Source organism: Sphingobium sp. FG125, assembly GCF_057809795.1.
This window is the reverse complement of the sequence record NZ_JBMDKQ010000016.1, coordinates 1-22,337: the sequence shown is the minus strand read 5'-3', so window position 1 is coordinate 22,337 and position 22,337 is coordinate 1. Positions and strand designations below refer to the sequence as shown.

Genomic DNA, 22,337 nt, shown 5'->3' with positions numbered 1-22,337 from the left:
ATCAAGCGTTTCGGGAACTTCCCTGGCGGCCATCGATTATTCGGGATGGCCCAGCAGGAGAGATAAAATGGCAACGGAAAAAGATATTCGCGAACATTTCTGGAGCGATATGACGAAAAGCCCCTATTTGATGGTGGGGCTGAACAATAGTCACGAACATAGTCTGCCGATGACGGCGCAGCTTGATCCAAACGCGGATCATTGCTTCTGGTTCTATACGTCGCGCGACAATCGCCTGGCCCCCGGCGGTCCGGCCATGGCCCAGTTCGCGGCCAAGGATCACGGCCTGTTCGCCTGCATCAACGGCACATTGGTCGAGGAAAGCGATCCGGCGGTGATCGACCGTTACTGGTCAAGCCAGGTCGAGGCCTGGTATGAGCGTGGCCGCAACGATCCCAGTCTGCTGATGCTGCGCTTTGATCTTGGGACCGCGGAAATCTGGCTGGCTGACCTGTCGCTGACCGGGGTGTTCAAGATGCTGTTTGGCGGCGACGTCGCCAAGGAAATGGAATCCAAGCACGCCGAAATTTCGCTGTAAGATTACCCCATCATTCTCGCGGCCGTGCCATCCCGCACGGCCGCTTGCTATTTGCCTGCATCTTCGCCATATGCGTTGCAGCGCAGCAGAGGGACCATGACGGTTCCACAGCGATTGGCAGCGTGATCGTCCGCAACCTGGGTGGCTGGAACAGCCGTTCAAGGACCACGGACCGGCCAATGAGAGTCTGCGCCAAGCTTGAGGCTTCCCTTTTCACGCGGGTCGTTTCGTAACCCGCCTCGCGCCCTTCCTGCGTCCGCAGAGCAAGTTGGCGCCAAGGCCGACTTGTGAGTTTTCTAAATGCAATTCAATGATTTTGGTCTGGCAGAGCCGATCATGAAGGCGCTTGCCTCCAAAAATTATGTGACCCCGACGCCTATTCAGGAAAAGGCGATCCCCGTCCTGCTGGAAGGCAAGGATCTGTGCGGCATCGCCCAGACCGGCACTGGCAAGACCGCGGCCTTTGCGCTGCCCAGCCTCGATTATTTCGCGCGCAACCCTAGGGCGACGCCGATCAAGGGCTGCCGGATGCTGGTGCTGGCCCCGACCCGCGAACTCGCCGCGCAGATTGCGCAGAGCTTTCGCGACTATGGCCGCTTCCTGAAATTATCGGTGGAAACCGTGTTCGGCGGCGTGCCGATCAACAAGCAGATCCGCGCGCTGGCTGGCGGCGTCGATGTCGTCGTTGCGACTCCAGGCCGCCTGCTCGACCTGATCGACCAGCGCGCGCTGACCATCAAGGACACCGAAATCTTCGTCCTCGACGAAGCGGACCAGATGATGGACATGGGCTTCATCCAGCCGTTGAAGCGCGTCGCCAAGATGCTGCCCGCCGATCGCCAGAACCTGTTTTTCTCGGCCACCATGCCCAAGGAAATCGAGGCGCTTGCCGCCCAGTTCCTGAACAATCCGGTCAAGGTCAGCGTCGCACCGCAATCGACCACCGCAGAGCGCGTCCATCAGCGCGCGACCTTCGTCAATCAGGGTGAGAAGCAAGCGCTGCTCCACCTGATCCTGAAGAGCGAAGACATCGACCGGGCGCTGATCTTCACCCGCACCAAGCATGGCGCCGACCGCGTCGTGCGCTTCCTGGAAGGCGCGGGGATCGAAGCGTTCGCGATCCATGGCAACAAGAGCCAGGGCCAGCGCACCACCGCGCTTCAGGCTTTCCGCCAGGGCAAGGTGAAGCTGCTGGTCGCGACCGACATTGCCGCGCGCGGCATCGACGTGTCGGGCGTGTCCCACGTCATCAACTTTGAAATCCCCAATGTGGCCGAACAATATGTCCACCGCATTGGCCGCACCGCGCGTGCCGGGGCCGAAGGCATTGCCATCAGCTTCGTGGCTGACGATGAGCGCCCCTATCTGAAGGCCATCGAGAAGGCCACGCGGGTCAAGCTGGAAATGGAGCCGCTGCCGGAGAATTTCATGGAAGCGGTGCGCAACCTGCCCAAACCGGCCGCCCCCAAGAAGGGACCGAGCCAGACGCCACAGCAGCAGGCACGTCGTGCCGATGGCCAGCGCAAATATCAGGACGGCCAGAAGCAGCAGCGCGGCACCCCGGACCGCGCCCATCGCCCCGACGCAGAGGGTGGCGAAAAGCGCCCCTTCCGCCGTCGCCGCAGTGGTGGTGCCGTCGGCGCGCATAAGGGTGCCGTCCAGCGCACCGGCGCGCCGCGCTGATCAAAAATCCTCCCCTTGCCAAAGGGGGGCGTTGTGAGATTCGAACAGTCCAATAAGACGCCGTCATTCCCGCGTAGGCGGGAATCCACCTCCCACCTTATCGTCTTGATTTTAGGTCTGGAGATGGATCCCCGCCTTCGCGGGGATGACGTAAAAATCTGTGGATGATGAATGTCGCGATGATCTCCCGTCGGGGGAGGATTTTCGTCCTTTCCATGACCGTCTTTGTCAGTAGCCATTCAGGAAAATCCCGTTAGGCTCATCCGCCTATGAGATTTTTCCCACGGCGCACCGCCGCTTCGCTGACTGTCCTTGCCCTGTTGCTGTCGGGTTCGCCCGCGCCACTCGTTGCCCGGACCGATCCTGCTCCTGCCGTTGCGGGCGGCGCGCTTGCGCCGCAGATGCGGCCGTGGCTTTATGAAAATAGCGATGTTCCTATCGACGCGGCGTGGCGCTTTGGCACGCTGTCCAACGGGTTGCGCTATGCGATCCGTCGCAATGGCGTGCCGCCGGGGCAGGTGTCGGTGCGGCTGCGGATCGATGCCGGATCGCTGATGGAGCGGCCCGACGAACAGGGTTACGCCCATTTCATGGAGCATCTGACCTTTCGCGGGTCACGCCATGTTCCCGATGGCGAATCCAAGCGTATCTGGCAGCGGCTGGGCGTGACCTTTGGCAGCGACAGCAATGCGCAGACGACGCCGACCGGGACCAGTTACGCGCTCGACCTGCCGCAGGCGACGCAGCAGACGCTGGGCGAGAGCCTGAAAATCCTGTCCGGCATGATGGCCGATCCCAATATCATCGACAGCGCGGTCAATGCCGAACGCGCGGTGGTGCTGGCCGAACGGCGCGAGGGCGACGGGCCGCAGATGCGGATTTCCGACGTCAGCCGCCTGCACTTCTTCGCCGGGCAGCCGCTGGCCGATCATGCGCCGATCGGCACGGTGGCGACGCTGAACGCGGCGACGGCGGCCAAGATGACGGCGTTTCACCAGCGCTGGTATCGCCCGGAAAATGCGGTGATCGCGATTGCGGGGGATATCGACCCGACGCTGGCCGAACAGTTGATCAAGGAGCAGTTTGGCGGCTGGACGGTGCCGGGCAAGGGCGCGCCGCTGCCGGATTTCGGCACGCCCGATCCCAAATTTCCTGCGACCCGCGTGGCGGTGGAGCCGGGGGTGCCGCTGGGCATGACGCTGGCGTGGCTGCGCCCGTGGAAACCGCGCGCCGACACTATCCTGTACAATCAGGATAAGCTGACTGACATGCTGGCCTTGCAGATCATCAGCCGGCGGCTGGAGCAGGCGGCGCGCAGTGGCGGCAGCTTCCTGCAATCGAGCGTCGAGCAGCAGGATGTCAGCCGGTCGGTCGACGGCACCTTCATGACGATCATTCCGACGGGCGATAATTGGGAAAAGGCGCTGGCCGATGTGCGCGGTATCGTAGAGGATGCCAAGACCACGCCGCCAAGCCAGACCGAGATCGACCGCGAATATGCGCAGATGGATACGGCACTGGCGATCCAGGTCGAAAATGCCGATACGGAAGCAGGCGCCAAGCAGGCGAGCGACCTGATCAGCGCGGTCGACATTCGCGAAACCACGGTCAGCCCTGACGCGGCGCTCAGCATCTTCCGGTCGGGCAAGGCCAGCATGACGCCTGCCAAGATCGTCGAATCGACGAACCGGCTGTTTTCGGCGGGCGTGTTCCGCACCTTGCTGGTGACGGGCAAGGCGCAGCCGGGGCTGGACGCGAAGCTGGCCGCCGCCGTCGCCGCGCCGGTCAAGGCCGCGACCAATGCCCGGCTGGCCGACAAGCTGGTGACGATGGCCGACCTGCCCAAATTGGGCGCGCCGGCGACCGTCGTGTCCCGCACGCCGATCGGCCTGCCGGGGATGGAGAGCGTCACCTTTTCCAACGGGGTCAAGCTGACCCTGTTCGCCAATGATGCCGAGACCGAGAAGGTGCGGATCAATGTGCGGTTTGGCCATGGCCAGCAGGCCTTCTCTCCGGTCAAGCCGGTGGCGAGTTGGGCGGGCGACTATGCATTGGTTGCCAGCGGTATCGGCACGCTGGGCCAGCGGGAACTGGACGATCTGACCAATGGTCGGCGCATGGGCATGGACTTTGCGACGGACGAGGATGCATTCGAGTTGCAGGCGGTGACGCGCCCGGCGGACTATAAGGACCAGTTGCGCCTGTTCGCGACCAAGCTGGGCGCGCCCGGCTGGGACCCGGCGCCGATCGCGCGGGTCAAGACCGGCGCGACCGTTGCCTATGACGCCATGACCCGATCCCCCGACGCGGTGTTAGGCCGTGATCTTAGCTGGTTGCTGCGTGGCAAGGATGTGCGGTTCCGCACGCCCTCGCTGGCCGAAATCAACGCGCTGACGCCGCAGGCTTTCCGCGCGACATGGGAACCGATCCTGGCGTCGGGTCCGATCGAGGTGCAGATTTTCGGGCAGGTGAAGGCGGATGACGCGATCGCGGCGGTGGCCGCGACGCTGGGGGCGCTGCCGCCGCGGCCCGATACGCCGGTGCCTGCGGTCAATCGTGCGATGCGCTTCCCGGCCCATGTCGAAACCCCGGTGGTATTGCGGCACAAGGGCGACAAGGAACAGGCCGCCGCTGTCATGGCATGGCCGACATCGGGCGGCTTTGCCCTGCAAAAGGAAGCGCGCCAGCTGGAGATATTGACGCAGATCTTCAACGATCGGCTGTTCGACCGGCTGCGATCGACCGAGGGCGCGGCCTATTCGCCCAGCGTCCAGAATAGCTGGCCTTTCTCTTATGAAAGCGGCGGCTATATATTGGTGACCAGCCAGGTGCGGCCCGACCGGATTGGCTATTTCTACGATGTGGTGAAATCGACTGCTGCCGATCTGGCCAGCAAGCCGGTAAGCGACGATGAATTGCAGCGCGCGGTCGCGCCGATGCGGCAGATGCTGATGCGGGCCGGGACGGGCAATGCCTTCTGGATGAACCAGATGGAGGGCGCGACCCATGATGCCCGCTATGTCGCAGCGATGCAGACGATGGCGCAGGATATGCTGACCGTCACCCCGGAGCAGTTGCAGGCGCTGGCGGCCCGCTATCTGGCCCCGGCAAAAAGCTGGTCTGCCATCGTCCTGCCCGAAGGTGTCGCGGCGAAATAATGGGGGGTGCGGCGAAATGGCCGGGTCGATCGCGATCGGTCAGCGCATCGCCTAACCGATCGCGCGCAGCGCCGCGACGATCATCCGGGCGGACAGGCGGGCGGTGTCCGCCGCGCTCAGGCTAGGACGCGACAGACTGCGATGGCCGAGGCCAAACATGCAGGCGAGGACAATTTCCTCCGCGCCGTCCAGCGCTTCGCCGGACAGGTCGGGATTGGCGGCGCAGGCAAAGTCGCGGATGTAGCGGCGAAAGCGCACGCACATCGCGGCGATGGTGTCTGCCACCGCCACATTGCGGAAGCTTTCAGCCATGATGTCGAAGGACAAGGCTTCGTCCTTTTCATCGACGACATGCAGCAATAATTGTTCGAACGTCAGTTCGATCGTCAGTTCGCCCGCGTCCAGCCGTTTGCGCAGCGCATCCATGTGCAGGTAGCGTTCGTCGGAATCCGCCTGGACAATGGCGGCGATAATATCCTCCTTGCCCTTGAACAGGCGATAAATCTGCCCGACCGAAACCTGTGCTGCTACTGCGAGTTCGGCCATGGAGGTTTGGTGGAAGCCGTGACTGTCGAACAGGTCGCGCGCAGCCGCCATAATCCGTTCCTTACCCGTCTTTTCGGACGCGGGCTGATCTTGCTGCACTGCGGTCATTTTTACCCCTCGATCTTTTTTCTCTCTTGAATTCGCTTTGGCATGATCCTACCTGCGGTGCAAGCGGAATGAACGTTCATTCCTATCGGTATCCTATCAAAACGGAAATATGCGCGATGCAAAAGGGGAAGTTCATCGGATTGCTGGCGTGTGTGTCGGCATTGGCGCTTAGTGCCTGCGGGGACAGCCCGCCGCCTGCGCCGCCGCCGCCCGCCGTGGGCGTGGTGACGCTGGCGACAGGCTCCGCGCCGCTCCTCAACGAGCTGCCGGGGCGGATTGTAGCGGTAGAAACTGCAGAAGTACGGCCACAAATCAGCGGCGTGATCCGTCGCCGTCTGTTTGCCGAGGGTAGCGTCGTGCGGGCCGGGCAACTGCTCTACGAGATTGAAGATGCCCCCTATCGTGCTGCTGTCGCGCAGGCGCAGGGATCGCTGGCGCGGGCCAATGCGGCGATCCGGTCGACCAGCCTGCAGGCGCAACGCTACAAGGAACTGGTCGGTATCAATGCGGTCAGTCGTCAGGAATATGACAATGCCGATGCCGCTGCACAGCAGGCGCGCGCCGATGTTGCAGCGCAGCGTGGCGCGGTGCAATCGGCGCAGGTGAACCAGAATTTCACCCGCATCCGCGCCCCCATTTCCGGCCGGATCGGGCGGTCCCTGTTCACGCCGGGCGCGCTGGTGCAAGCGGGGCAGGCGGACCCGCTGGCGACGATCCAGCGCACCGACACCGTCTATGTCGACATCACCCAGTCCGCCGCGCAGATCATTGACCTCAAACAGGCGATGAAGAGTGGTGGGGTGAGCGAGGCGGACGGCGCGCGCATCCAGTTGATGCTGCCCAATGGCAGCGCCTATCCGATCGAGGGGCGCTTGCAATTTTCCGAAGTGTCGGTCGATCCGACATCCGGCGCGGTGACGTTGCGTGCGTCCTTCGCCAATCCCGACGGGCTGTTGCTGCCGGGCATGTATGTCCGCGCCAAGATGATCGAAGGCGAGCGGACCCAGACGATCCTGGCACCGCAGCAGGGCATTACCCGCGACGCACGCGGTCGCGCGACCGCGATGGTCGTGGGAAAGGACAATAAGGTGGAAATGCGCCAGGTGACCGTCGATCGCGCGGTGGGCGACAAATGGATCGTCACCGGCGGGCTGAAGGCTGGCGACCGGCTTATCGTCGAAGGGCTGGTCAATCTGCGCCCTGGCACGGTGGTCAAACCCGGTGCGCCGCAGCAGGTCACCGCATCCACAGGCGGGGCGCAATAAATCATGGCTCGCTATTTTATCGACCGGCCCATCTTCGCATGGGTCATCGCCATCGTCATCATGCTGGCGGGACTTCTCGCCATGCGGTCGCTCCCTGTCGCACAATTCCCTGAAATCGCGCCACCCACGGTCAGCATCGGCACCAGCTATCCCGGTGCCAATGCCCAGACGCTGGAAAGCACGACGACCCAGATCATCGAGCAACAGCTCAAGGGCATCGACAATCTGCGCTATTTTTCGTCCACCAGCGACAGCGCGGGCAATCTGACTATCACCCTGACGTTCGAGCAGGGTACTGACGCGGACATCGCGCAGGTGCAGGTGCAGAACAAGCTGGCGCAGGCGACTCCTCTGTTGCCGCAGGAAGTGCAGCAACAGGGACTGCGCGTCACCAAATCCACAGCCAGCTTCCTGATGGTGATGGCGGTCTATGCCGATGACGGCATCCATGACCAGCAGGATGCGGGCGACTTCATCGCTTCGTCCCTGCAAGACCCGATCAGCCGCGTCACCGGTGTTGGCGACACCCAGCTGCTGGGTGCGCAATATGCGATGCGGGTGTGGCTGGACCCTTACAAGATGGCCAATCTGGGCGTCACTACGGGCGACGTGAAGGCCGCAATTCAGGCGCAAAATGCGCAGGTATCAGCTGGCCAGATCGGCGGCACGCCATCGCCCAAGGGGCAGGCGCTCAACGCCACCGTCACCGCCCAGTCGCGGCTGCGCACGCCGGAGGAATTTCGTGCCATCCGCCTGCGCAGCAATAGTGACGGCTCCGTCGTCCTGCTGTCCGACGTGGCGCGGGTCGAGCTGGGATCGGAAAATTACAGTTTCGGTGCCAAATTCAACGGCCATCCGGCTGCCGGTTTCGGCATCAAGCTGGCACCTGGTGCCAACGCGCTGGATACCGTCACGGACGTGAAGGCGCAGATTTCCGCGCTGTCTAAGAATTTCCCCAGCTGGGTCAAATATGATTTCCCGGTCGATAATTCGACTTTTGTGAAATTGTCGGTCGAGCAGGTCATCCACACGCTCATTGAAGCAGTGTTGCTGGTCTTTGTCGTGATGTTCCTGTTCCTCCAGAACTGGCGCGCGACCCTGATCCCCACCATCGCCGTGCCGGTCGTGCTGCTGGGATCACTGGCGATCCTTCAGGTCGCAGGCTTCACCATCAACACGCTGACATTGTTCGGCATGGTGCTGGCGATCGGCCTGCTGGTGGATGACGCCATCGTCGTGGTGGAGAATGTCGAGCGGCTGATCCAGGACGAAGGCCTCAGTCCCAAGGAAGCGGCCAAAAAGTCGATGGACGAGATTAGCGGCGCGCTGATCGGCATCGGCCTGGTCCTGTCGGCGGTGTTCCTGCCCATGGCCTTCTTTGGCGGCTCCACCGGCGTCATCTTCCGGCAATTCTCGATCACCATCGTGTCTTCGATGATCCTGTCGGTGCTGGTCGCGCTGATCCTGACGCCCGCTTTGTGCGCCACCATTCTGAAGCCGAAGTCGCATGACCACGCAACGCAGAAGGGCTTTTTCGGCTGGTTCAACCGCACCTTCGACAAGGGCGTGGTGCGTTACGGCCAAGGGGTGGAGAAGGTCGAGCGGCGCTGGGGCCGGACCATGCTGGTCTTTGGTCTGATCACGGTTGGTATGGCCGTCATCTTCCTGCGCCTGCCGAGCGGCTTCCTGCCCGAAGAGGATCAGGGACGCATCATCAACCAGATTTCGCTGCCATCGGGAGCGACGCTGGAGGAAACCGAGCGGACGATGGACCGGGTGCGCGACTATTATCTCAAGGATGAAGCGAAGAATGTCTCGGCGGTATTCACCATTTCCGGCTTCGGCTTCGTCGGGCAGGGGCAGAATGTCGGCATCGCCTTTGTGCGGATGAAGGACTGGAAGGAACGAAAAGGGCATGACAATCGCGTCATGGCCATCGCGCAACGCGCCAACGCTGCCCTGCACAAGATTTCGTCCGCCATGGTGATCGCCTTCGTGCCGCCAGCCGTGCAGGAATTGGGTAATGCGTCGGGTTTCGACTTCCAGCTGCTGGACCTGGGCAATGTCGGCCATGAAAAGCTGCTGGCGGCGCGTAACCAGTTGCTGGGCATGGCGATGGGCGACAAGCGCCTGGCGCAGGTGCGGCCCAATGGCCTGGAGGACAGCGCGCAGTTGAAGCTGACTGTGGATCAGGCGGCGGCGGGCGCACTGGGCATTGCCCAGGCGGACGTCAACGACACGATCAGCACCAATTTGGGCAGCAGCTATGTCAATGATTTCATTGATCGCGACCGGGTGAAAAAAGTGTTCGTGCAGGCGGATGCGCCGTTCCGCACGACGCCCGATTCCATCGGGGCGCTGCATGTTCGGGGCAGCAGCGGGGTCATGGCGCCATTGTCGGCCTTTGCCACGACAGAGTGGACGCAGGGTCCGGCGCGGCTGGAACGGTTCAACGGCGTGCCGTCGATGAACATCCAGGGCGCGCCTGCACCGGGCGTATCGAGCGGCGACGCCATGCTGGCGATGGAGGAATATGCCGCCAAATTGCCCGCTGGGATCGGCTATAGCTGGAACGGCATTTCCTACGAGGAACGCACGTCCGGCGGGCAGGCGCCCTATGTCTATGCGCTGTCGATGCTGATCGTGTTCCTGTGCCTTGCTGCGCTGTATGAAAGCTGGTCGGTGCCGATTGCGGTGCTGCTGGTGGTGCCGCTGGGCGTGCTGGGCGCGGTGATCGCGGCGACGCTGGCGGGGTTGAATAATGACATCTACCTCCAGGTCGGCCTGATCACCACGATCGGCGTGTCGGCGAAGAATGCGATCCTGATCGTGGAATTTGCCGAGGAGAAGATGCGCGAGGGCATGTCGCCCGCTGCGGCGGCGCTGGAAGCGGGCAAGCTGCGGCTGCGGCCGATCCTGATGACCAGCTTCGCCTTCATCTTCGGCGTGCTGCCGCTGGCGGTATCGTCCGGGGCAGGGGCCGGTGGCCAGAATGCGATCGGCTGGGCCGTGGTCGGCGGGATGTTGTCGGCGACTGTGCTGGCGGTATTCTTCGTGCCGGTATTCTTCACCGTGGTGAAGCGGTTGTTCCGGGAACATAAGACCCATGATGTGGCCGATGAGCGGGCGCCCCCCGCTGCGCCGCAGGAGGCATAAGAGATGCGTAATATCAAGGCGCTGGGCGCCATCACCCTGTCGCTGGCGCTGGCCGCCTGCGACATGGCGCCCAAATATGTGCGGCCCGTCCTTCCGGTGCCAGCGACCAGTCCGCAGGGACCGGCCTATGGCGCGGCGGATGGGGCGGCGATCGTTCCGGCCGACACGGCATGGCGCGATTTCTTCACCGACGTGCGCCTTGCACGGGTGATCGAAACGGCGCTCGCCAATAATCGCGACCTGCGGGTCGCGCTGGCCAATGTCGAGCAGGCGCGCGCGCAATATAAGGTGCAGCGGGCCGACCTGCTGCCGAGCGTGGCGGCGGGTGGAAGTGCGACCTATCAGGATTCGCCTTTCTCCCTCGCCGGGTCGGGACGGACCGATGTTTATCAGGCGCAGGTGGGCATTTCGGCGTGGGAAGTCGATCTGTTCGGGCGAGTGCGAAACCTGAGCAAGGCGGCGCAGGAGCAATATTTCGCCAGCGTCGAAACCCGCAATGCGGCGCAGACCGCGCTGATTGCGGAGGTTGCCAACGCATGGCTGACGATGGCGGCGGATCAGGAACGGTTGCGCATCGCCCGCGATCTGGAAGGGGCGTTTGGCAAGACGCTGGAACTTAATCGCGCCCGCTTTGCCAAGGGGATCGCGTCCGAGCTGGAGGTGCGACAGGCGCAGACCAGCTATGATTCGGCGCGATCGACGATTGCCGAGACGCTGACTTTGGTGGCACAGGATCAGAATGCGCTGAACCTGCTGGCGGGTACGACCGTCCCGGCCAGCGATCTGCCCGATGCCCTGCCGTCCGCCGGAGCGACGATCGACAATCTGCCTGCCGACATATCTTCGGATGTGCTGTTGCGGCGACCGGACATCGCGGCGGCGGAGCATCAGTTGCGCAGCGCCAACGCCAATATCGGCGCGGCGCGGGCGGCGTTCTTCCCCAATATCTCGCTGACCGCCGCGTTCGGATCGCTCAGCCTGGGCCTTTCCAACCTGTTTGGGTCGGGTAGCAGCTTCTGGTCGGCCGCGCCGTCGGCATCGCTGCCGATCTTCGACTTCGGCAAGAATAAGGGCAATCTGGCCTATGCCAAGGCGACCTATGACGCGATGCTGGCCACCTATGAAAAGAGCGTGCAGACGGGCTTTCGCGAAGTCGCCGATGCGCTGGCGCGGCGCGGGACGATGAGTCAGCAGTTGGAGGCGCAGACGTCGCAGCGCGATGCGGCGCGGGTCGCCTATACGCTGTCGGACGCGCGTTTTCGTGCCGGGGTCGATCCCTTCCTGACGACGCTGGATTCGCAGCGGGCGCTATCCACGGCGGAGCAGAGCCTGCTGGCGACACGGCTGACCCGTGCGACCAACATGGTCGAGCTGTATCGGGCGATGGGTGGCGGGCTGAAATAAGGCGCTTTGATAGCAAGGGGCGGGAGGCGTGCTGGCCCGTCCCTTGCTATACGGGGCAGGAGATTTTGGAGACCGTTCCATGCCCCTTGCCACGACCCTGTTTCCCTCGCCCGTCGGCATATTGACGCTGGTGGCCAGCGACGCCGGGCTGGTGGCTGTCCTGTGGGAGGATGATGATCCTGCGCGGGTGACGTTGGCGGCAACGCAGGATGACGAAGATCATCCGGTGCTACGCCAGACAGCGGCGCAACTGGCGGACTATTTCGCCGGGGTGCGGCAGCAGTTCGACCTGCCGCTCGATTTTCGGGGGACGGCTTTTCAGCAACGGGTCTGGGCCGCGTTGCTGGCGATCCCGTTCGGGGAGACGCGCAGCTATGGCGCGATTGCCAGCGCCATCGACCAGCCGACCGCGTCCCGCGCGGTGGGGGCCGCCAATGGCCGCAATCCGATTTCGATCATCGCACCCTGCCACCGGGTGGTGGGCAGCAATGGCGCGCTGACCGGCTTTGCGGGCGGGCTGGTGACCAAGACTTGGCTGATCGATCATGAGCGGCGAGTGAAGGGGGATGCCGGGCCATAGGCGGTTGCGCCGATCCGGCGATCGACCTAGGCTGAAGGATGTAAGGAGTCATCGAAATGAACCAGCGTAACCGCTGAAGCGGCACGGCATATAGTCGCGGAGGTATCCGCCCTTCTGGCTCTGTTTCGAGATCATCATGCACAAATTGAACAAGAAGATTTGCGTCGTCACTGGCGCTGCGCGCGGCATTGGCCATGCGATCGCGGCGCGTTTCCATGATGAAGGCGCCACCGTCATCCTGACCGATATTGACGAGGCGGCGGGGGCTGCTGCGGCGGTTGCCATCGGCTGTCAGTTTATCGCTTTGGACGTGCGTGAGGAGGCGGACTGGGCGCGTCTTGCTGACGCTGTTCCAACGATCGACGTCATGGTCAATAATGCGGGCGTGACCGGGTTCGAGCATGGCAGGGTCGCTCATGATCCTGAACATACGACGCTGGCCGACTGGCAGGCGGTCCACCGGATCAACCTGGACGGCACATTTCTGGGGTGCCGCTATGCGATCGGCGCGATGAAGGCGCGCGGCACCGGGTCGATCATCAATATCTCGTCGCGATCGGGACTGGTGGGCATACCGCTGGCCGCGGCCTATGCTTCTTCCAAGGCTGCGATCCGCAATCATAGCAAGTCGGTGGCGCTCTATTGTGCGCAGCAGGGCTGGCGCATCCGCTGCAATTCGATCCATCCCGCTGCGATCCTGACGCCGATGTGGGAAACCATGATCGGCGACGGCCCGGACCGGGACGCGAAGATGGCGGCGATGGTGGCCGACACGCCGCTCAGGCGGTTCGGCACGCCCGATGAGGTCGCGACGATTGCGGTCATGCTGGCGTCCGACGAGGCGACCTATATGACCGGAACGGAGGTCAATATTGACGGCGGCCTGCTAGCGGGTTCCGCGGCTGCACCCGGCTGATCGGGGTGCCATGTTGACGTCTTGATGGATTGTCCAGCGCCATCGTTGCGCGCTTGCATCGCTGGACAGGATCGGGGCACAAGGGCGGCAATGTCCCTTTCCCAACCCACTGTGACATCCCGTCCCGATCCAACGCCGCCTTCGACCGCGTCGACATTTCGCATCGACATCTGGCGTAGCCTAGGTGATCGGCGGATCGCGTGCCGGGTCGATGCCGGGCCGGGGGTGACCGCGCTGTCCGGCCCGTCGGGGGTGGGCAAAACGACGATACTCAACATGGTCGCTGGACTGTTGCGGCCCGATGGCGGGCATATTCATGTGCGGGACGTGCCGCTGTTCGACGGTGCGCTGGGCATCGATGTCGCACCCGAACATCGGCGTCTGGGTTATATCTTTCAGGATGCCCGGCTTTTCCCGCACCTGCGGGTCCGCGGCAACCTGCTCTACGGTATCCGTCACTTGCCCGACGCAGCCGAATCGCTGGAGGAGATGGCCCGCTTCCTTGGCATTGCATCGCTGCTTGATCGCTGGCCATCGACCCTGTCGATGGGGGAGGCGCAGCGGGTGGCGATTGGCCGTGCCTTGCTGACGCGCCCGTCCTGCCTGTTGATGGACGAGCCGCTGGCGTCGATCGACCGCGCACGGCGCGCTGACATATTGCAGCTGGTCGAACGGTTGCGGGATGAAGTGGGCGTGCCGATCCTCTACGTCACCCATGATCTGGTGGAGGCCGAACGCCTGTCCGCGCATATCGTCCAGATGGATTTCGAATGATGACGGCCAGTCAGACCATGGACAGGATCATGCCGTGATGCTGGACCTGCCACCCGATTACTGGCCGATCATCGCTTTATCGCTCAAGGTCAGCGCGGTTGCGGTCGGGGCGATGCTGCCGATTGCTTTCGCGCTGGCCTGGATATTGGCGCGATGGCAGTTTCCCGGCAGGATGTTGCTCGACGCGCTGGTCTATCTGCCGCTGGTGGTGCCGCCGGTCGTCACCGGCTGGCTGCTGTTGCTGCTGTTCGGCGCGAACGGTCCGGTCGGGCGCTGGCTTGGGGACTGGTTTGGCATAACCCTGCTGTTCCGCTGGACCGGCGCGGCGCTGGCCGCCGGGATCATGGCCCTGCCGCTGATGGTGCGGGCGATCCGCCTCTCGATCGAGTCGGTGGACCGACGACTGGAAGGCGCGGCGCGGACACTGGGCGCGGGGCCGCTGCGGGTGTTCCTGACCATTTCCCTTCCGCTGTCCCTGCCCGGCGTGCTGGCGGGCGTGATATTGGGCTTTGCCCGGTCAATCGGCGAATTTGGCGCGACCATCACCTTTGTGTCCGACATTCCCGGCGAAACCCGCACGCTGCCGATCGCCATCTATGCGGCGTTGCAAGCCCCCGGCGCGGAAGCCGTTGTCACGCGGCTTGCCATCGCGTCGATCCTGTTGTCGCTGACCGCCCTGCTATTGTCCGAAATGCTGGCCCGGCGCATGGGGGCGGGGGTCAGAAGCTATCGGGTATGAGGCACCCGCATCAGGGAAAGCAGTTTGATTATGATGTTATGGTGCACCCAAGTGGATTCGAACCACTGGCCTTTGCCTTCGGAGGGCAACGCTCTATCCAGCTGAGCTATGGGTGCGCGACGCTGGCTGGTAAGCCGTGTCAGACAGGCCGCTTAGCAAAGGCCGTTCGTCCGCGCCAGCGGCAAAATCGCCGCTGGGCCATCTTATTTCGGCGCTTTCTGCATCGGCTGGAATTTGCCCAGGCCGCAGCTGGCACCCGGTTGCAGGCCGGGGCCATTGTTCCACAGCACGGTGATGATATCGACCGAACAGAGTTGCGACAGGCTGGTCTTATAGAGGAAGCGCTTCTCAAACCCCAGGCTGGGGCAGCTGTTGGGCAGGGTGTTGCGGTAGATTTTATTGCCGTTCATGATGAAGTCGATGGTGCGGTCGTCGCGCACATTGGTCGAGCGGATCGATGTCAGCGGCACGCAGTCGAGCGCCTTGCCGCCAGTCGGGACATAAGGGTCAGGCGCGGTTTTGGCGATGGCGGGGGTGACGGCGCAGGCCAGCGCGATGGCCATAGCGAGACGGACAGACATGGTCGCTTTCCTTCGATTCTTGGTTGCAGCGAATCGACGTCGCCGGACGGTGAAACCCGTATCTAGCCGACCGGGTCTGAACCGGGGAAGAACAGCGCGGGGTCAGGCGGGCGGCGGGGTTTTGGGCTTGAAGCGGCACAGGTCGATGACCGGGCAGCGCCAGCATTCGGGTTTGCGGGCCTTGCAGATATAGCGACCGTGCAGGATCAGCCAGTGATGGGCGTCGCGGCGGAAGGGCTGGGGGACGCGCTTGTCGAGCTTCGTTTCGACTGCCAGCACCGTCTTGCCCGGTGCCAGCCCGGTGCGGTTGCCGACGCGGAAGATGTGGGTATCGACCGCGAACGTTTCCTGCCCGAAGGCGGTGTTGACGACGACATTGGCGGTCTTGCGCCCGACGCCGGGCAGGGTGGTCAGCGTGTCGCGATCCTGCGGCACTTCCCCGCCGAAATCGCGGACCAATATTTCCGACAGGGCGATGACATTCTTCGCCTTGGTATTGAACAGGCCGATGGTGCGAATATGGGTTTTGAGGCCTTCCTCGCCAAGGTCCACCATTTGCTGGGGCGTCGTCACGTCCATGAACAGGGCGCGGGTCGCCTTGTTGACGCCGATGTCGGTGGCCTGTGCAGACAGCGTGACCGCGACCAGCAGTTGATAGGGATTGCCATAGGCCAGCTCGGTCACCGGCGCGGGATTGGCTTCGGCCAGGCGGCTGAAAAAGTCGAAGATCTGCGCCTTTTTCATTGGCGTCAGAGACCCAGCACGCCCTTCATGTCGTAGCGCCCGACGCGCTGGGCGATCAGCCATTGCGCGCCCTTGACCGCGCCACGCGCGAAGATGGTGCGGTTTTCGGCGCGGTGGCCGATTTCGATGCGTTCGCCTTCGGCCGCGAAAATGACCTGATGGTCGCCCGCGACCGATCCGCCGCGAAGCGCCGCAAAGCCGATCGCGCCCTGCGCCCGCGCGCCGGTGATGCCGTCGCGGCCACGCTCGCTATGGTCGGCCAGCGCGATGCCGCGTCCGCGCGCAGCGGCTTCGCCCAGCAGCAGGGCGGTGCCGGATGGGGCATCGACCTTGTGCCGGTGGTGCATTTCGACAATTTCGATGTCCCAATCATCGCCAAGGCCGGCTGCGGCCTGTTCCACCAGCGCGGCGAGCAGATTGACGCCCAGCGAGGTATTGCCGGTCTGGAGGATGGGGATCATCGTAGCGGCTTCGTCGATCAGGGCGTGGTGGACGGATTCCAGGCCAGTGGTGCCGATCAGGATCGGCTTGTTGGCGGCAATGCAGACATCGAGATGGACAGAGAGGGCGCCGGGGACGGAGAAGTCGATCAGCACGTCGCTGCGTTGCGCCAGTGCCAGCGGATCGGTGGTGATGGCGATGCCCGGCGCGATCTCGCCGCTGCCGTCGCGATCGGTGCCGCCTGCTATGCCAAGGCCTGCGTCGGCGGCGACCTGCGCGATGGCGCGGCCCATGCGGCCTGCTGCCCCGAAAATCCCGATAGTCGTCATGATCGCCCCGTTCGCCTGTTGCCGCTTTGGCCGATGCCAGAGCGGCGGCGCTTTGTCATTATCGTTCAATAGGTGTCGCCACCGCAAGCGATGCGCCCGGTGCCGCGATTGTCGACCGAGCAGGCGGCCTTGCCGTCGACGGTGACGTCGCCTGAGCCGGTCGCGGTGATCCTGGCCGTGACATCGGCAGTCAGGGCGATGCTGCCCGGTCCGTCATTGGCAAGGGTCGCCTGCCGCGCGCGCAGGGCGTCGCCCGCGACCACGCCCGGCCCGGAAACGCGGATATTGGCGACGCCGGTTCGTCCGGTCAGGGTCGCGCGACCGCCCCCCGCCAGCGACAGGTCGATCCGGTCGAGATCGACCGCCGCCACGGTGACGTCGCCATTGCCGCCCAGCACGATGTCGCCGCGCAGTCCCTTCATCCGGCTGACCGCGACCGATCCGCCGCCGGTCAGGACGATGCGGGAAAGATCGCTTGTGGACAGGCGCAAGGTCGCCGCGCCGCCGCTCTTTTCGCCGGGTCGCGGGCGGGTCATGCTGATGGTCAGCAGGCGGCCAGAGACGTTGACGGTCAGCCGGTCGAGCAGCGCCTGATCCCCCTCCGCCCGCGCCGATGCGCCAGCACCAGTGGTGACGATCACGCTGACCGGCGCGTCGAGCCGGATCGCGTCGAAGCTGGTGATGGTATAGCCACGCGTCGCCGCCGCTGCGGGCGTCGCGATCAGGATCGCCGCGCCGATCAGGGCGCGCAGTGCGCCTCGCCCGGTCCGGTCCGATTGATCGTACATTGCGCCTTGCCTTTCACCGTCACGTCGCCCGGCCCCATGATGCTGATAGCGACCGCGCCGTCCGACGCAAAGGCAATGTCACCCACACCCAGGATCGACACATCGGCCTTGCCCAGTTTGAGGCCGTCCGCGTTGATATCGCCCGCGCCGGTGATGGCGAGTTTGCCCTCGTCAGCGGTGCCGGAAATCTTGACCGATCCGGCGCCGGTGATGTCGGTTTTGAGGCTGCGCAATTTGACCGCGCCAATGTCGAAATCGCCTGCGCCGGTGAGCGACAGGTCGAGCGTGTCGCCCTCCGCCCGGTCGAGGGTGAAATCGCCCGCGCCGGTGAGCGCAGCGGCGCGGATGGCGGGCATGGTGATACGGATGGTTGCGCCCTCATTATCGTCCTTGCGGCCCCAGCTCCAGTTGCCGTTCGACTTGCGGCCGATGACCAGCCGGTCGCCCTTGACCATGATGTCGAGCTGTTCGATCGCCTTGGGATCACCCTCTGCCTTGACGGAATAGCTGTCGCCGATCGTCACGGCGACATCATCCGGGCCGGTGGCGTCGATGGCGGTGAAATTTTTGAGCGTCGACCAGTCCTGCGTCCCGCTGTTATTGGATGCGGGCGCGCTATCATCGGCGTGACGCGAACAGGCGGCGGTCGAGAGGGCGAGTCCGGCGACGAGCAGGGCGGACAAAGTCGGGGAATGGGGCATCATCATCTCCATACTGTATTGCCACGATAATACACGCTCATAGTGGTGGTTCCAAGCCCCCTTGTTCGTCGGACAGGATCGGGCAAGATAGCGTCTAGATTTGAGCGGAGTAGCATGAGTATGCGCGGCCTTTCCTTCGGCATATCCCTGATCGCGTTGATGGTTGGCAGCGCCGCGCTGGCCGAGGCAGAGGGGGAGGCTGAGGCGGACAGGGGCGCGCGGTGGTGGGCGCATGTCGAGGCGCTGGCGAGCGACGCGATGCAGGGGCGCGGCACCGGGACGCCGGGCTATGACAAGGCGGCATCCTATGTGATCGGCCAGTTTCAGGCGATGGGGCTGAAACCGGCTGGCACGCAGGGTTATCGCCAGCCGGTCGCCTTTGTCGAGCAACGGATCGTGTCGGACAAGTCCAGCGCCACGCTGATCGGGCCGCAGGGGGAGATGGCGCTGGCGGTGCCGGGCGACCTGATCTTTGGCGGCGGGGGCGGGCCGGTGCCTGAAAGCATCGACGCGCCTTTGGTCTTTGCGGGTTATGGCCTGCACCTGCCCGAAGCGGGACATGATGATTTTGCCGGGCTGGATTTGAAGGGCAAGATCGTCGTCGTGCTGTCGGGCGGTCCGGCGACCCTGTCGGGTGCGCTCAAATCCCATGCGCGGTCGGAACGGTCGCACTGGCTGGCGGAGCAGGGCGCGCTGGGGCTGATCACGCTGGTGACGCCCAAGCAGGTGGAGATTCCATGGGAGCGGCGGATCGCCCTGTCGGGCGCGCCCGCGCTTTATTATAGCGATGTCGGCCTGCGCGATACGCAGACGCCGTTCCTGGGCGCGCAGCTTGATCCGGCCAAATCGGATCTGCTGTTTGCCGGGTCGGGGCGGGATTTTGCCGCGATCGCGGCGGCGGCGGATGCGTCCGCGCCGGTCGCATCCTTTCCGCTGGCGGTGCGGCTGAAGGCGCAGGTGAGCGCGACGCGGGCCGAGCTTTCCTCCCCCAATCTGATCGCAGTGCTGCCCGGTAGCGACCCCAAGTTGCGGCATGACTATGTGGTGCTGTCGGCGCATCTGGATGGCTATGGCGTCGGCACGCCGATCAAGGGGGATGCGATCTATAATGGCGCGTTCGACAATGCGTCGGGGGTCGCCAGCCTGCTGGAGATTGGCCGCGCCTTGAAGGCCAGCAAGGTGAAGCCCAAACGGTCGATCCTGTTCGCGATCGTCACGGCGGAGGAGAAGGGGTTGCTGGGGTCGCGCTATTTCGCGCGCCGCCCGACCGTGCCGCAGAAGAGCATCGTCGCGGACCTGAATTTCGACATGGCGCTGCCGATCTTCCCGCTGACTAGCGTGACCCCGATCGGCTATGACCAAAGCTCGCTGGGCAAGGATGCGCAAGCGGTGAGCGCGGCGATGAACCTGCCCATCACCCCCGATCCCTTCCCCGACCGCAATGTGTTCATCCGGTCGGACCAATATGCCTTCATCCGCGAAGGCATCCCCGCGCTGTTCTTCAAATATGGGTTCAAGGCCGGGACACCCGAAGCGGCGACCGAAAAGGCGTGGCGGGCGAATATCTACCATTCGCCCTTCGACGATCTGAACCAGCCGGTCATGCCCGCCGAGAGCGCGAAGCTGAACGACTATGTGACGGCGGTGACGTTAAGGGTGGCCAATGGCGAGGCGCGGCCGACATGGAATGCGGACAGTTTCTTTCGGCGGTTTGCGAAATAGGGGCGGTCAGGGCGTCGGCTGCTCATAGAGTTCGAGCGGCAGCCCATCGGGATCGGTGAAGAAGGTGAAGCGCTGGCCAGTCCATTCGTCGAGGCGGATCGGTTCACAGGGAATGCCGGCCGCGTCGAGCCGCGCGACCTCGATATCGATGTCCGTAACGGTGAAGGCAAGGTGACGCAGGCCGCAGGCTTCGGGGCGGCTCGGCCGGGCAGGGGGATCGGGGAAGGAAAATAGTTCGATCTGGGCATTGCCCGCGTCCAGATCGCACTTCCACGACTGGCGTTCGGCGCGCCAGACTTCGCGGATCACCGGCAATTGCAATATGTCGCGGTAAAAGGCGCGAGAGCGGGCATAGTCGGAACAGATGATGGCTATGTGATGGATGGCGCGCATGGGCGGCTTCTAGAATATCGGCAGGATCGTGGGAATGGGGGACGGGATTGGACATTCCCTATTCTTTCCGGGCGGAGGAGCGCGACGTCCCCCTGTTTGATCACTCCTGCTTGATCCCCCGCCTTCCCGCGCCTAGACCCGCGCCATGAGCCAATCTTCCTATCCGGCGCTGCGGATGCGGCGCGTGCGGGCTTCGGCGTGGAGCCGGGCGATGTTTGCGGAAAATCGCCTGTCGCCCAGCGATTTCATCTGGCCCTTGTTCGTGACCGAGGGGGACGGGGTAGAGGAGCCGATTGCGGCGCTGCCCGGCGTGTCGCGATGGTCGGTGGATGGCATCGTCGCGCGGGCGCGGGAGGCGCGGGATGCGGGGATTCCCTGTCTGGCGCTGTTTCCCAATACGCAGGCCGAGCGGCGCAGCGATGATGGCGCGGAGGCGCTGAATCCCGATAATCTGATGTGCCGGGCGATCCGGGCGATCAAGGATGCGGTGCCGGACATTGGTGTGCTGACCGATGTGGCGCTGGACCCCTATACGGCGCATGGGCAGGACGGACTGCTGGACGATACGGGCTATGTTCTCAACGATGCGACGGTCGATGTGCTGATTGGCCAGTCGCTTAATCAGGCGGCGGCGGGGGCGGACATCATTGCGCCCAGCGACATGATGGACGGGCGGGTCGGCGCGATCCGCGCGGCGCTGGAGGCCGAGGGCCATGTCAATGTCCAGATCATGTCCTATGCCGCCAAATATGCGAGCGCCTTTTATGGACCGTTCCGCGACGCGGTGGGATCGCGCGGGTTGTTGAAGGGCGACAAGAAAAATTACCAGATGGACCCGGCCAATGCGGAAGAAGCATTGCGCGAGGTGGCGCTGGATCTGGCCGAGGGAGCGGATAGCGTGATGGTGAAGCCGGGCCTGCCCTATCTCGACATCATCCGCCGGGTGAAAGAACAGTTTGCGGTGCCGGTATTCGCCTATCAGGTGTCGGGCGAATATGCGATGATCGAACATGCCGCTGCCGCTGGCGCGGGGGACCGCGATGCGCTGGTGCTGGAGACGCTGTTGGCGTTCAAGCGGGCGGGCTGTTCGGGGGTTTTGACTTATCATGCGCTGCACGCGGCGCGGCTGCTGGGAGCGTGAGATGAGCGATTATCCGGGCGTCAGCATCATCCCGTTCAAGGGCAAGGCGCCGGTCATCCACCCCAGCGCCTTCATTGCGCCGGGATGCCGGATCATCGGCGATGTCGAGATCGGGGAGGATGCGAGCATCTGGTATAATTGCGTCATCCGCGCGGACGTGAACCAGGTGCGGATCGGCGCGCGCAGCAATGTGCAGGACGGCACGGTGATCCATTGCGACAGTCCTGGCGACGGGATCGAACGGCCATTGACCGGCTGGCCGACGATCATCGGGGATGATGTGCTGATCGGCCATATGGCGATGGTCCATGGCTGCGTGCTGGAGGATCGGGCCTTTGTGGGGCTGGGCGCGATCGTCATGGATGGCTGCGTGGTCGAGAGCGACGGGATGCTGGCGGCGGGGGCTTTGCTGTCGCCGGGCAAGCGGCTGCCGGGACGGCAGCTATGGGCCGGGCGACCGGCCAAGTTCATGCGCGACCTGTCCGATGCGATGGTGACGAAGTTGCGCGGCGGGGCGGCGCGTTATGTCGATTATGCGAAGGCGCATAAGGCGGCGGTGGATGCGGTTTAGGGCGATGACTTTACCTTAACCCGTTCGTTTCGAGCGAAGTCGAGAAACGTCGCGCGCAG

20 protein-coding genes and 1 tRNA gene are annotated in these 22,337 nt (G+C 63.9%); 13 read left to right on the top strand and 8 right to left on the bottom strand.

Annotation, left to right across the window (positions count from 1 at the left end; all coding sequences use genetic code 11):
* Positions 1-67 precede the first annotated feature (67 nt).
* The 3 genes from ACODSR_RS14955 (at position 68) to ACODSR_RS14945 (ending at position 5,379) form a co-directional block, all read left to right on the top strand.
* Positions 68-538: a pyridoxamine 5'-phosphate oxidase family protein gene (locus ACODSR_RS14955; protein WP_489077459.1), complete on the top strand. Its 471-nt coding sequence runs from the start codon at positions 68-70 to the stop codon at positions 536-538.
* Between the two features lie 300 nt (positions 539-838).
* A complete protein-coding gene (locus ACODSR_RS14950; protein WP_294132000.1) occupies positions 839-2,221 on the top strand; it encodes a DEAD/DEAH box helicase in 1,383 nt (460 codons plus the stop codon).
* A gap of 269 nt (positions 2,222-2,490) precedes the next feature.
* Positions 2,491-5,379, top strand: coding sequence for a M16 family metallopeptidase (locus ACODSR_RS14945; RefSeq protein ID WP_489077458.1), 2,889 nt, complete (start codon positions 2,491-2,493; stop codon positions 5,377-5,379).
* A gap of 51 nt (positions 5,380-5,430) precedes the next feature.
* Here ACODSR_RS14945 and ACODSR_RS14940 read toward each other — a convergent pair whose 3' ends face one another.
* Complete coding sequence (locus ACODSR_RS14940) at positions 5,431-6,033, bottom strand: TetR/AcrR family transcriptional regulator (protein WP_489077457.1); 603 nt, start codon at positions 6,031-6,033, stop codon at positions 5,431-5,433.
* A gap of 116 nt (positions 6,034-6,149) precedes the next feature.
* Between ACODSR_RS14940 and ACODSR_RS14935 the strand changes: the two genes are divergently transcribed.
* From ACODSR_RS14935 to modB, 7 genes are all read left to right on the top strand, one after another.
* Positions 6,150-7,298 carry an efflux RND transporter periplasmic adaptor subunit gene (locus tag ACODSR_RS14935; protein ID WP_489077456.1) on the top strand — a complete coding sequence of 383 codons (1,149 nt, stop codon included), beginning with the start codon at positions 6,150-6,152 and terminating at the stop codon, positions 7,296-7,298.
* A 3-nt stretch (positions 7,299-7,301) separates the two neighbouring features.
* Positions 7,302-10,454, top strand: a complete 3,153-nt coding sequence (locus ACODSR_RS14930; RefSeq protein WP_489077455.1) for an efflux RND transporter permease subunit — start codon at positions 7,302-7,304, stop codon at positions 10,452-10,454.
* Positions 10,455-10,457: 3 nt separating this feature from the next.
* Entirely contained in the window at positions 10,458-11,858 is a 1,401-nt protein-coding gene (locus tag ACODSR_RS14925; RefSeq protein ID WP_489077454.1) for an efflux transporter outer membrane subunit, read from the top strand.
* Positions 11,859-11,937: 79 nt separating this feature from the next.
* Positions 11,938-12,438 carry a methylated-DNA--[protein]-cysteine S-methyltransferase gene (locus ACODSR_RS14920; RefSeq protein ID WP_489077453.1) on the top strand — a complete coding sequence of 167 codons (501 nt, stop codon included), beginning with the start codon at positions 11,938-11,940 and terminating at the stop codon, positions 12,436-12,438.
* A 136-nt stretch (positions 12,439-12,574) separates the two neighbouring features.
* On the top strand, positions 12,575-13,354 hold the full coding sequence (locus tag ACODSR_RS14915) for an SDR family oxidoreductase (protein ID WP_489077452.1): 780 nt from the start codon (positions 12,575-12,577) through the stop codon (positions 13,352-13,354).
* 90 nt (positions 13,355-13,444) lie between these two features.
* Positions 13,445-14,128 carry an ATP-binding cassette domain-containing protein gene (locus tag ACODSR_RS14910; RefSeq protein WP_489077451.1) on the top strand — a complete coding sequence of 228 codons (684 nt, stop codon included), beginning with the start codon at positions 13,445-13,447 and terminating at the stop codon, positions 14,126-14,128.
* A 37-nt stretch (positions 14,129-14,165) separates the two neighbouring features.
* Positions 14,166-14,867 carry a molybdate ABC transporter permease subunit gene (modB, locus tag ACODSR_RS14905; RefSeq protein ID WP_489077513.1) on the top strand — a complete coding sequence of 234 codons (702 nt, stop codon included), beginning with the start codon at positions 14,166-14,168 and terminating at the stop codon, positions 14,865-14,867.
* 39 nt (positions 14,868-14,906) lie between these two features.
* Here modB and ACODSR_RS14900 read toward each other — a convergent pair.
* The 6 genes from ACODSR_RS14900 to ACODSR_RS14875 all read right to left on the bottom strand — a co-directional run bounded on the left by ACODSR_RS14900 (position 14,907) and on the right by ACODSR_RS14875 (position 18,463).
* Positions 14,907-14,983, bottom strand: a tRNA-Arg gene (locus ACODSR_RS14900).
* Between the two features lie 87 nt (positions 14,984-15,070).
* A complete protein-coding gene (locus ACODSR_RS14895) occupies positions 15,071-15,448 on the bottom strand; it encodes a hypothetical protein (protein ID WP_489077450.1) in 378 nt (125 codons plus the stop codon).
* Positions 15,449-15,550: 102 nt separating this feature from the next.
* Positions 15,551-16,192 carry an endonuclease III gene (nth, locus tag ACODSR_RS14890; protein ID WP_489077449.1) on the bottom strand — a complete coding sequence of 214 codons (642 nt, stop codon included), beginning with the start codon at positions 16,190-16,192 and terminating at the stop codon, positions 15,551-15,553.
* A 5-nt stretch (positions 16,193-16,197) separates the two neighbouring features.
* Complete coding sequence (gene dapB, locus ACODSR_RS14885) at positions 16,198-16,962, bottom strand: 4-hydroxy-tetrahydrodipicolinate reductase (protein WP_489077512.1); 765 nt, start codon at positions 16,960-16,962, stop codon at positions 16,198-16,200.
* A gap of 65 nt (positions 16,963-17,027) precedes the next feature.
* Positions 17,028-17,750 (bottom strand): GIN domain-containing protein, encoded by a 723-nt coding sequence (locus ACODSR_RS14880; protein ID WP_489077448.1) that lies wholly within the window; start codon positions 17,748-17,750, stop codon positions 17,028-17,030.
* Positions 17,702-18,463 (bottom strand): head GIN domain-containing protein, encoded by a 762-nt coding sequence (locus ACODSR_RS14875; RefSeq protein ID WP_489077447.1) that lies wholly within the window; start codon positions 18,461-18,463, stop codon positions 17,702-17,704. The genes ACODSR_RS14880 and ACODSR_RS14875 overlap by 49 nt, the downstream gene beginning before the upstream one ends.
* A 108-nt stretch (positions 18,464-18,571) precedes the next feature.
* On the opposite strand from ACODSR_RS14875, the gene ACODSR_RS14870 reads away from it, so the two are divergent.
* Positions 18,572-20,173 (top strand): M28 family metallopeptidase, encoded by a 1,602-nt coding sequence (locus ACODSR_RS14870; protein ID WP_489077511.1) that lies wholly within the window; start codon positions 18,572-18,574, stop codon positions 20,171-20,173.
* Positions 20,174-20,179: 6 nt separating this feature from the next.
* Here ACODSR_RS14870 and gloA2 read toward each other — a convergent pair whose 3' ends face one another.
* Complete coding sequence (gene gloA2 / locus ACODSR_RS14865; RefSeq protein ID WP_489077446.1) at positions 20,180-20,566, bottom strand: SMU1112c/YaeR family gloxylase I-like metalloprotein; 387 nt, start codon at positions 20,564-20,566, stop codon at positions 20,180-20,182.
* Positions 20,567-20,711: 145 nt separating this feature from the next.
* Between gloA2 and hemB the strand changes: the two genes are divergently transcribed.
* Positions 20,712-21,707 (top strand): porphobilinogen synthase, encoded by a 996-nt coding sequence (gene hemB, locus ACODSR_RS14860; protein WP_489077445.1) that lies wholly within the window; start codon positions 20,712-20,714, stop codon positions 21,705-21,707.
* A gap of 1 nt (position 21,708) precedes the next feature.
* On the top strand, positions 21,709-22,278 hold the full coding sequence (locus tag ACODSR_RS14855; RefSeq protein WP_489077444.1) for a gamma carbonic anhydrase family protein: 570 nt from the start codon (positions 21,709-21,711) through the stop codon (positions 22,276-22,278).
* Positions 22,279-22,337 lie beyond the last annotated feature (59 nt).

Bases quoted from the DNA above. Each gene is read 5' to 3' on its own strand.
- ACODSR_RS14920 (WP_489077453.1), top strand. From the start codon at position 11,938: ATGCCCCTTGCCACGACCCTGTTTCCCTCGCCCGTCGGCATATTGACG.
- ACODSR_RS14855 (WP_489077444.1), top strand. From the start codon at position 21,709: ATGAGCGATTATCCGGGCGTCAGCATCATCCCGTTCAAGGGCAAGGCG.
- ACODSR_RS14925 (WP_489077454.1), top strand. From the start codon at position 10,458: ATGCGTAATATCAAGGCGCTGGGCGCCATCACCCTGTCGCTGGCGCTG.
- dapB (WP_489077512.1), bottom strand. From the start codon at position 16,962: ATGACGACTATCGGGATTTTCGGGGCAGCAGGCCGCATGGGCCGCGCC.
- hemB (WP_489077445.1), top strand. From the start codon at position 20,712: ATGAGCCAATCTTCCTATCCGGCGCTGCGGATGCGGCGCGTGCGGGCT.
- ACODSR_RS14955 (WP_489077459.1), top strand. From the start codon at position 68: ATGGCAACGGAAAAAGATATTCGCGAACATTTCTGGAGCGATATGACG.
- ACODSR_RS14875 (WP_489077447.1), bottom strand. From the start codon at position 18,463: ATGGAGATGATGATGCCCCATTCCCCGACTTTGTCCGCCCTGCTCGTC.
- ACODSR_RS14940 (WP_489077457.1), bottom strand. From the start codon at position 6,033: ATGACCGCAGTGCAGCAAGATCAGCCCGCGTCCGAAAAGACGGGTAAG.
- ACODSR_RS14910 (WP_489077451.1), top strand. From the start codon at position 13,445: ATGTCCCTTTCCCAACCCACTGTGACATCCCGTCCCGATCCAACGCCG.
- ACODSR_RS14930 (WP_489077455.1), top strand. From the start codon at position 7,302: ATGGCTCGCTATTTTATCGACCGGCCCATCTTCGCATGGGTCATCGCC.
- modB (WP_489077513.1), top strand. From the start codon at position 14,166: ATGCTGGACCTGCCACCCGATTACTGGCCGATCATCGCTTTATCGCTC.
- nth (WP_489077449.1), bottom strand. From the start codon at position 16,192: ATGAAAAAGGCGCAGATCTTCGACTTTTTCAGCCGCCTGGCCGAAGCC.
- ACODSR_RS14870 (WP_489077511.1), top strand. From the start codon at position 18,572: ATGCGCGGCCTTTCCTTCGGCATATCCCTGATCGCGTTGATGGTTGGC.
- ACODSR_RS14945 (WP_489077458.1), top strand. From the start codon at position 2,491: ATGAGATTTTTCCCACGGCGCACCGCCGCTTCGCTGACTGTCCTTGCC.
- ACODSR_RS14935 (WP_489077456.1), top strand. From the start codon at position 6,150: ATGCAAAAGGGGAAGTTCATCGGATTGCTGGCGTGTGTGTCGGCATTG.
- ACODSR_RS14895 (WP_489077450.1), bottom strand. From the start codon at position 15,448: ATGTCTGTCCGTCTCGCTATGGCCATCGCGCTGGCCTGCGCCGTCACC.
- ACODSR_RS14950 (WP_294132000.1), top strand. From the start codon at position 839: ATGCAATTCAATGATTTTGGTCTGGCAGAGCCGATCATGAAGGCGCTT.
- ACODSR_RS14915 (WP_489077452.1), top strand. From the start codon at position 12,575: ATGCACAAATTGAACAAGAAGATTTGCGTCGTCACTGGCGCTGCGCGC.
- gloA2 (WP_489077446.1), bottom strand. From the start codon at position 20,566: ATGCGCGCCATCCATCACATAGCCATCATCTGTTCCGACTATGCCCGC.
- ACODSR_RS14880 (WP_489077448.1), bottom strand. From the start codon at position 17,750: ATGTACGATCAATCGGACCGGACCGGGCGAGGCGCACTGCGCGCCCTG.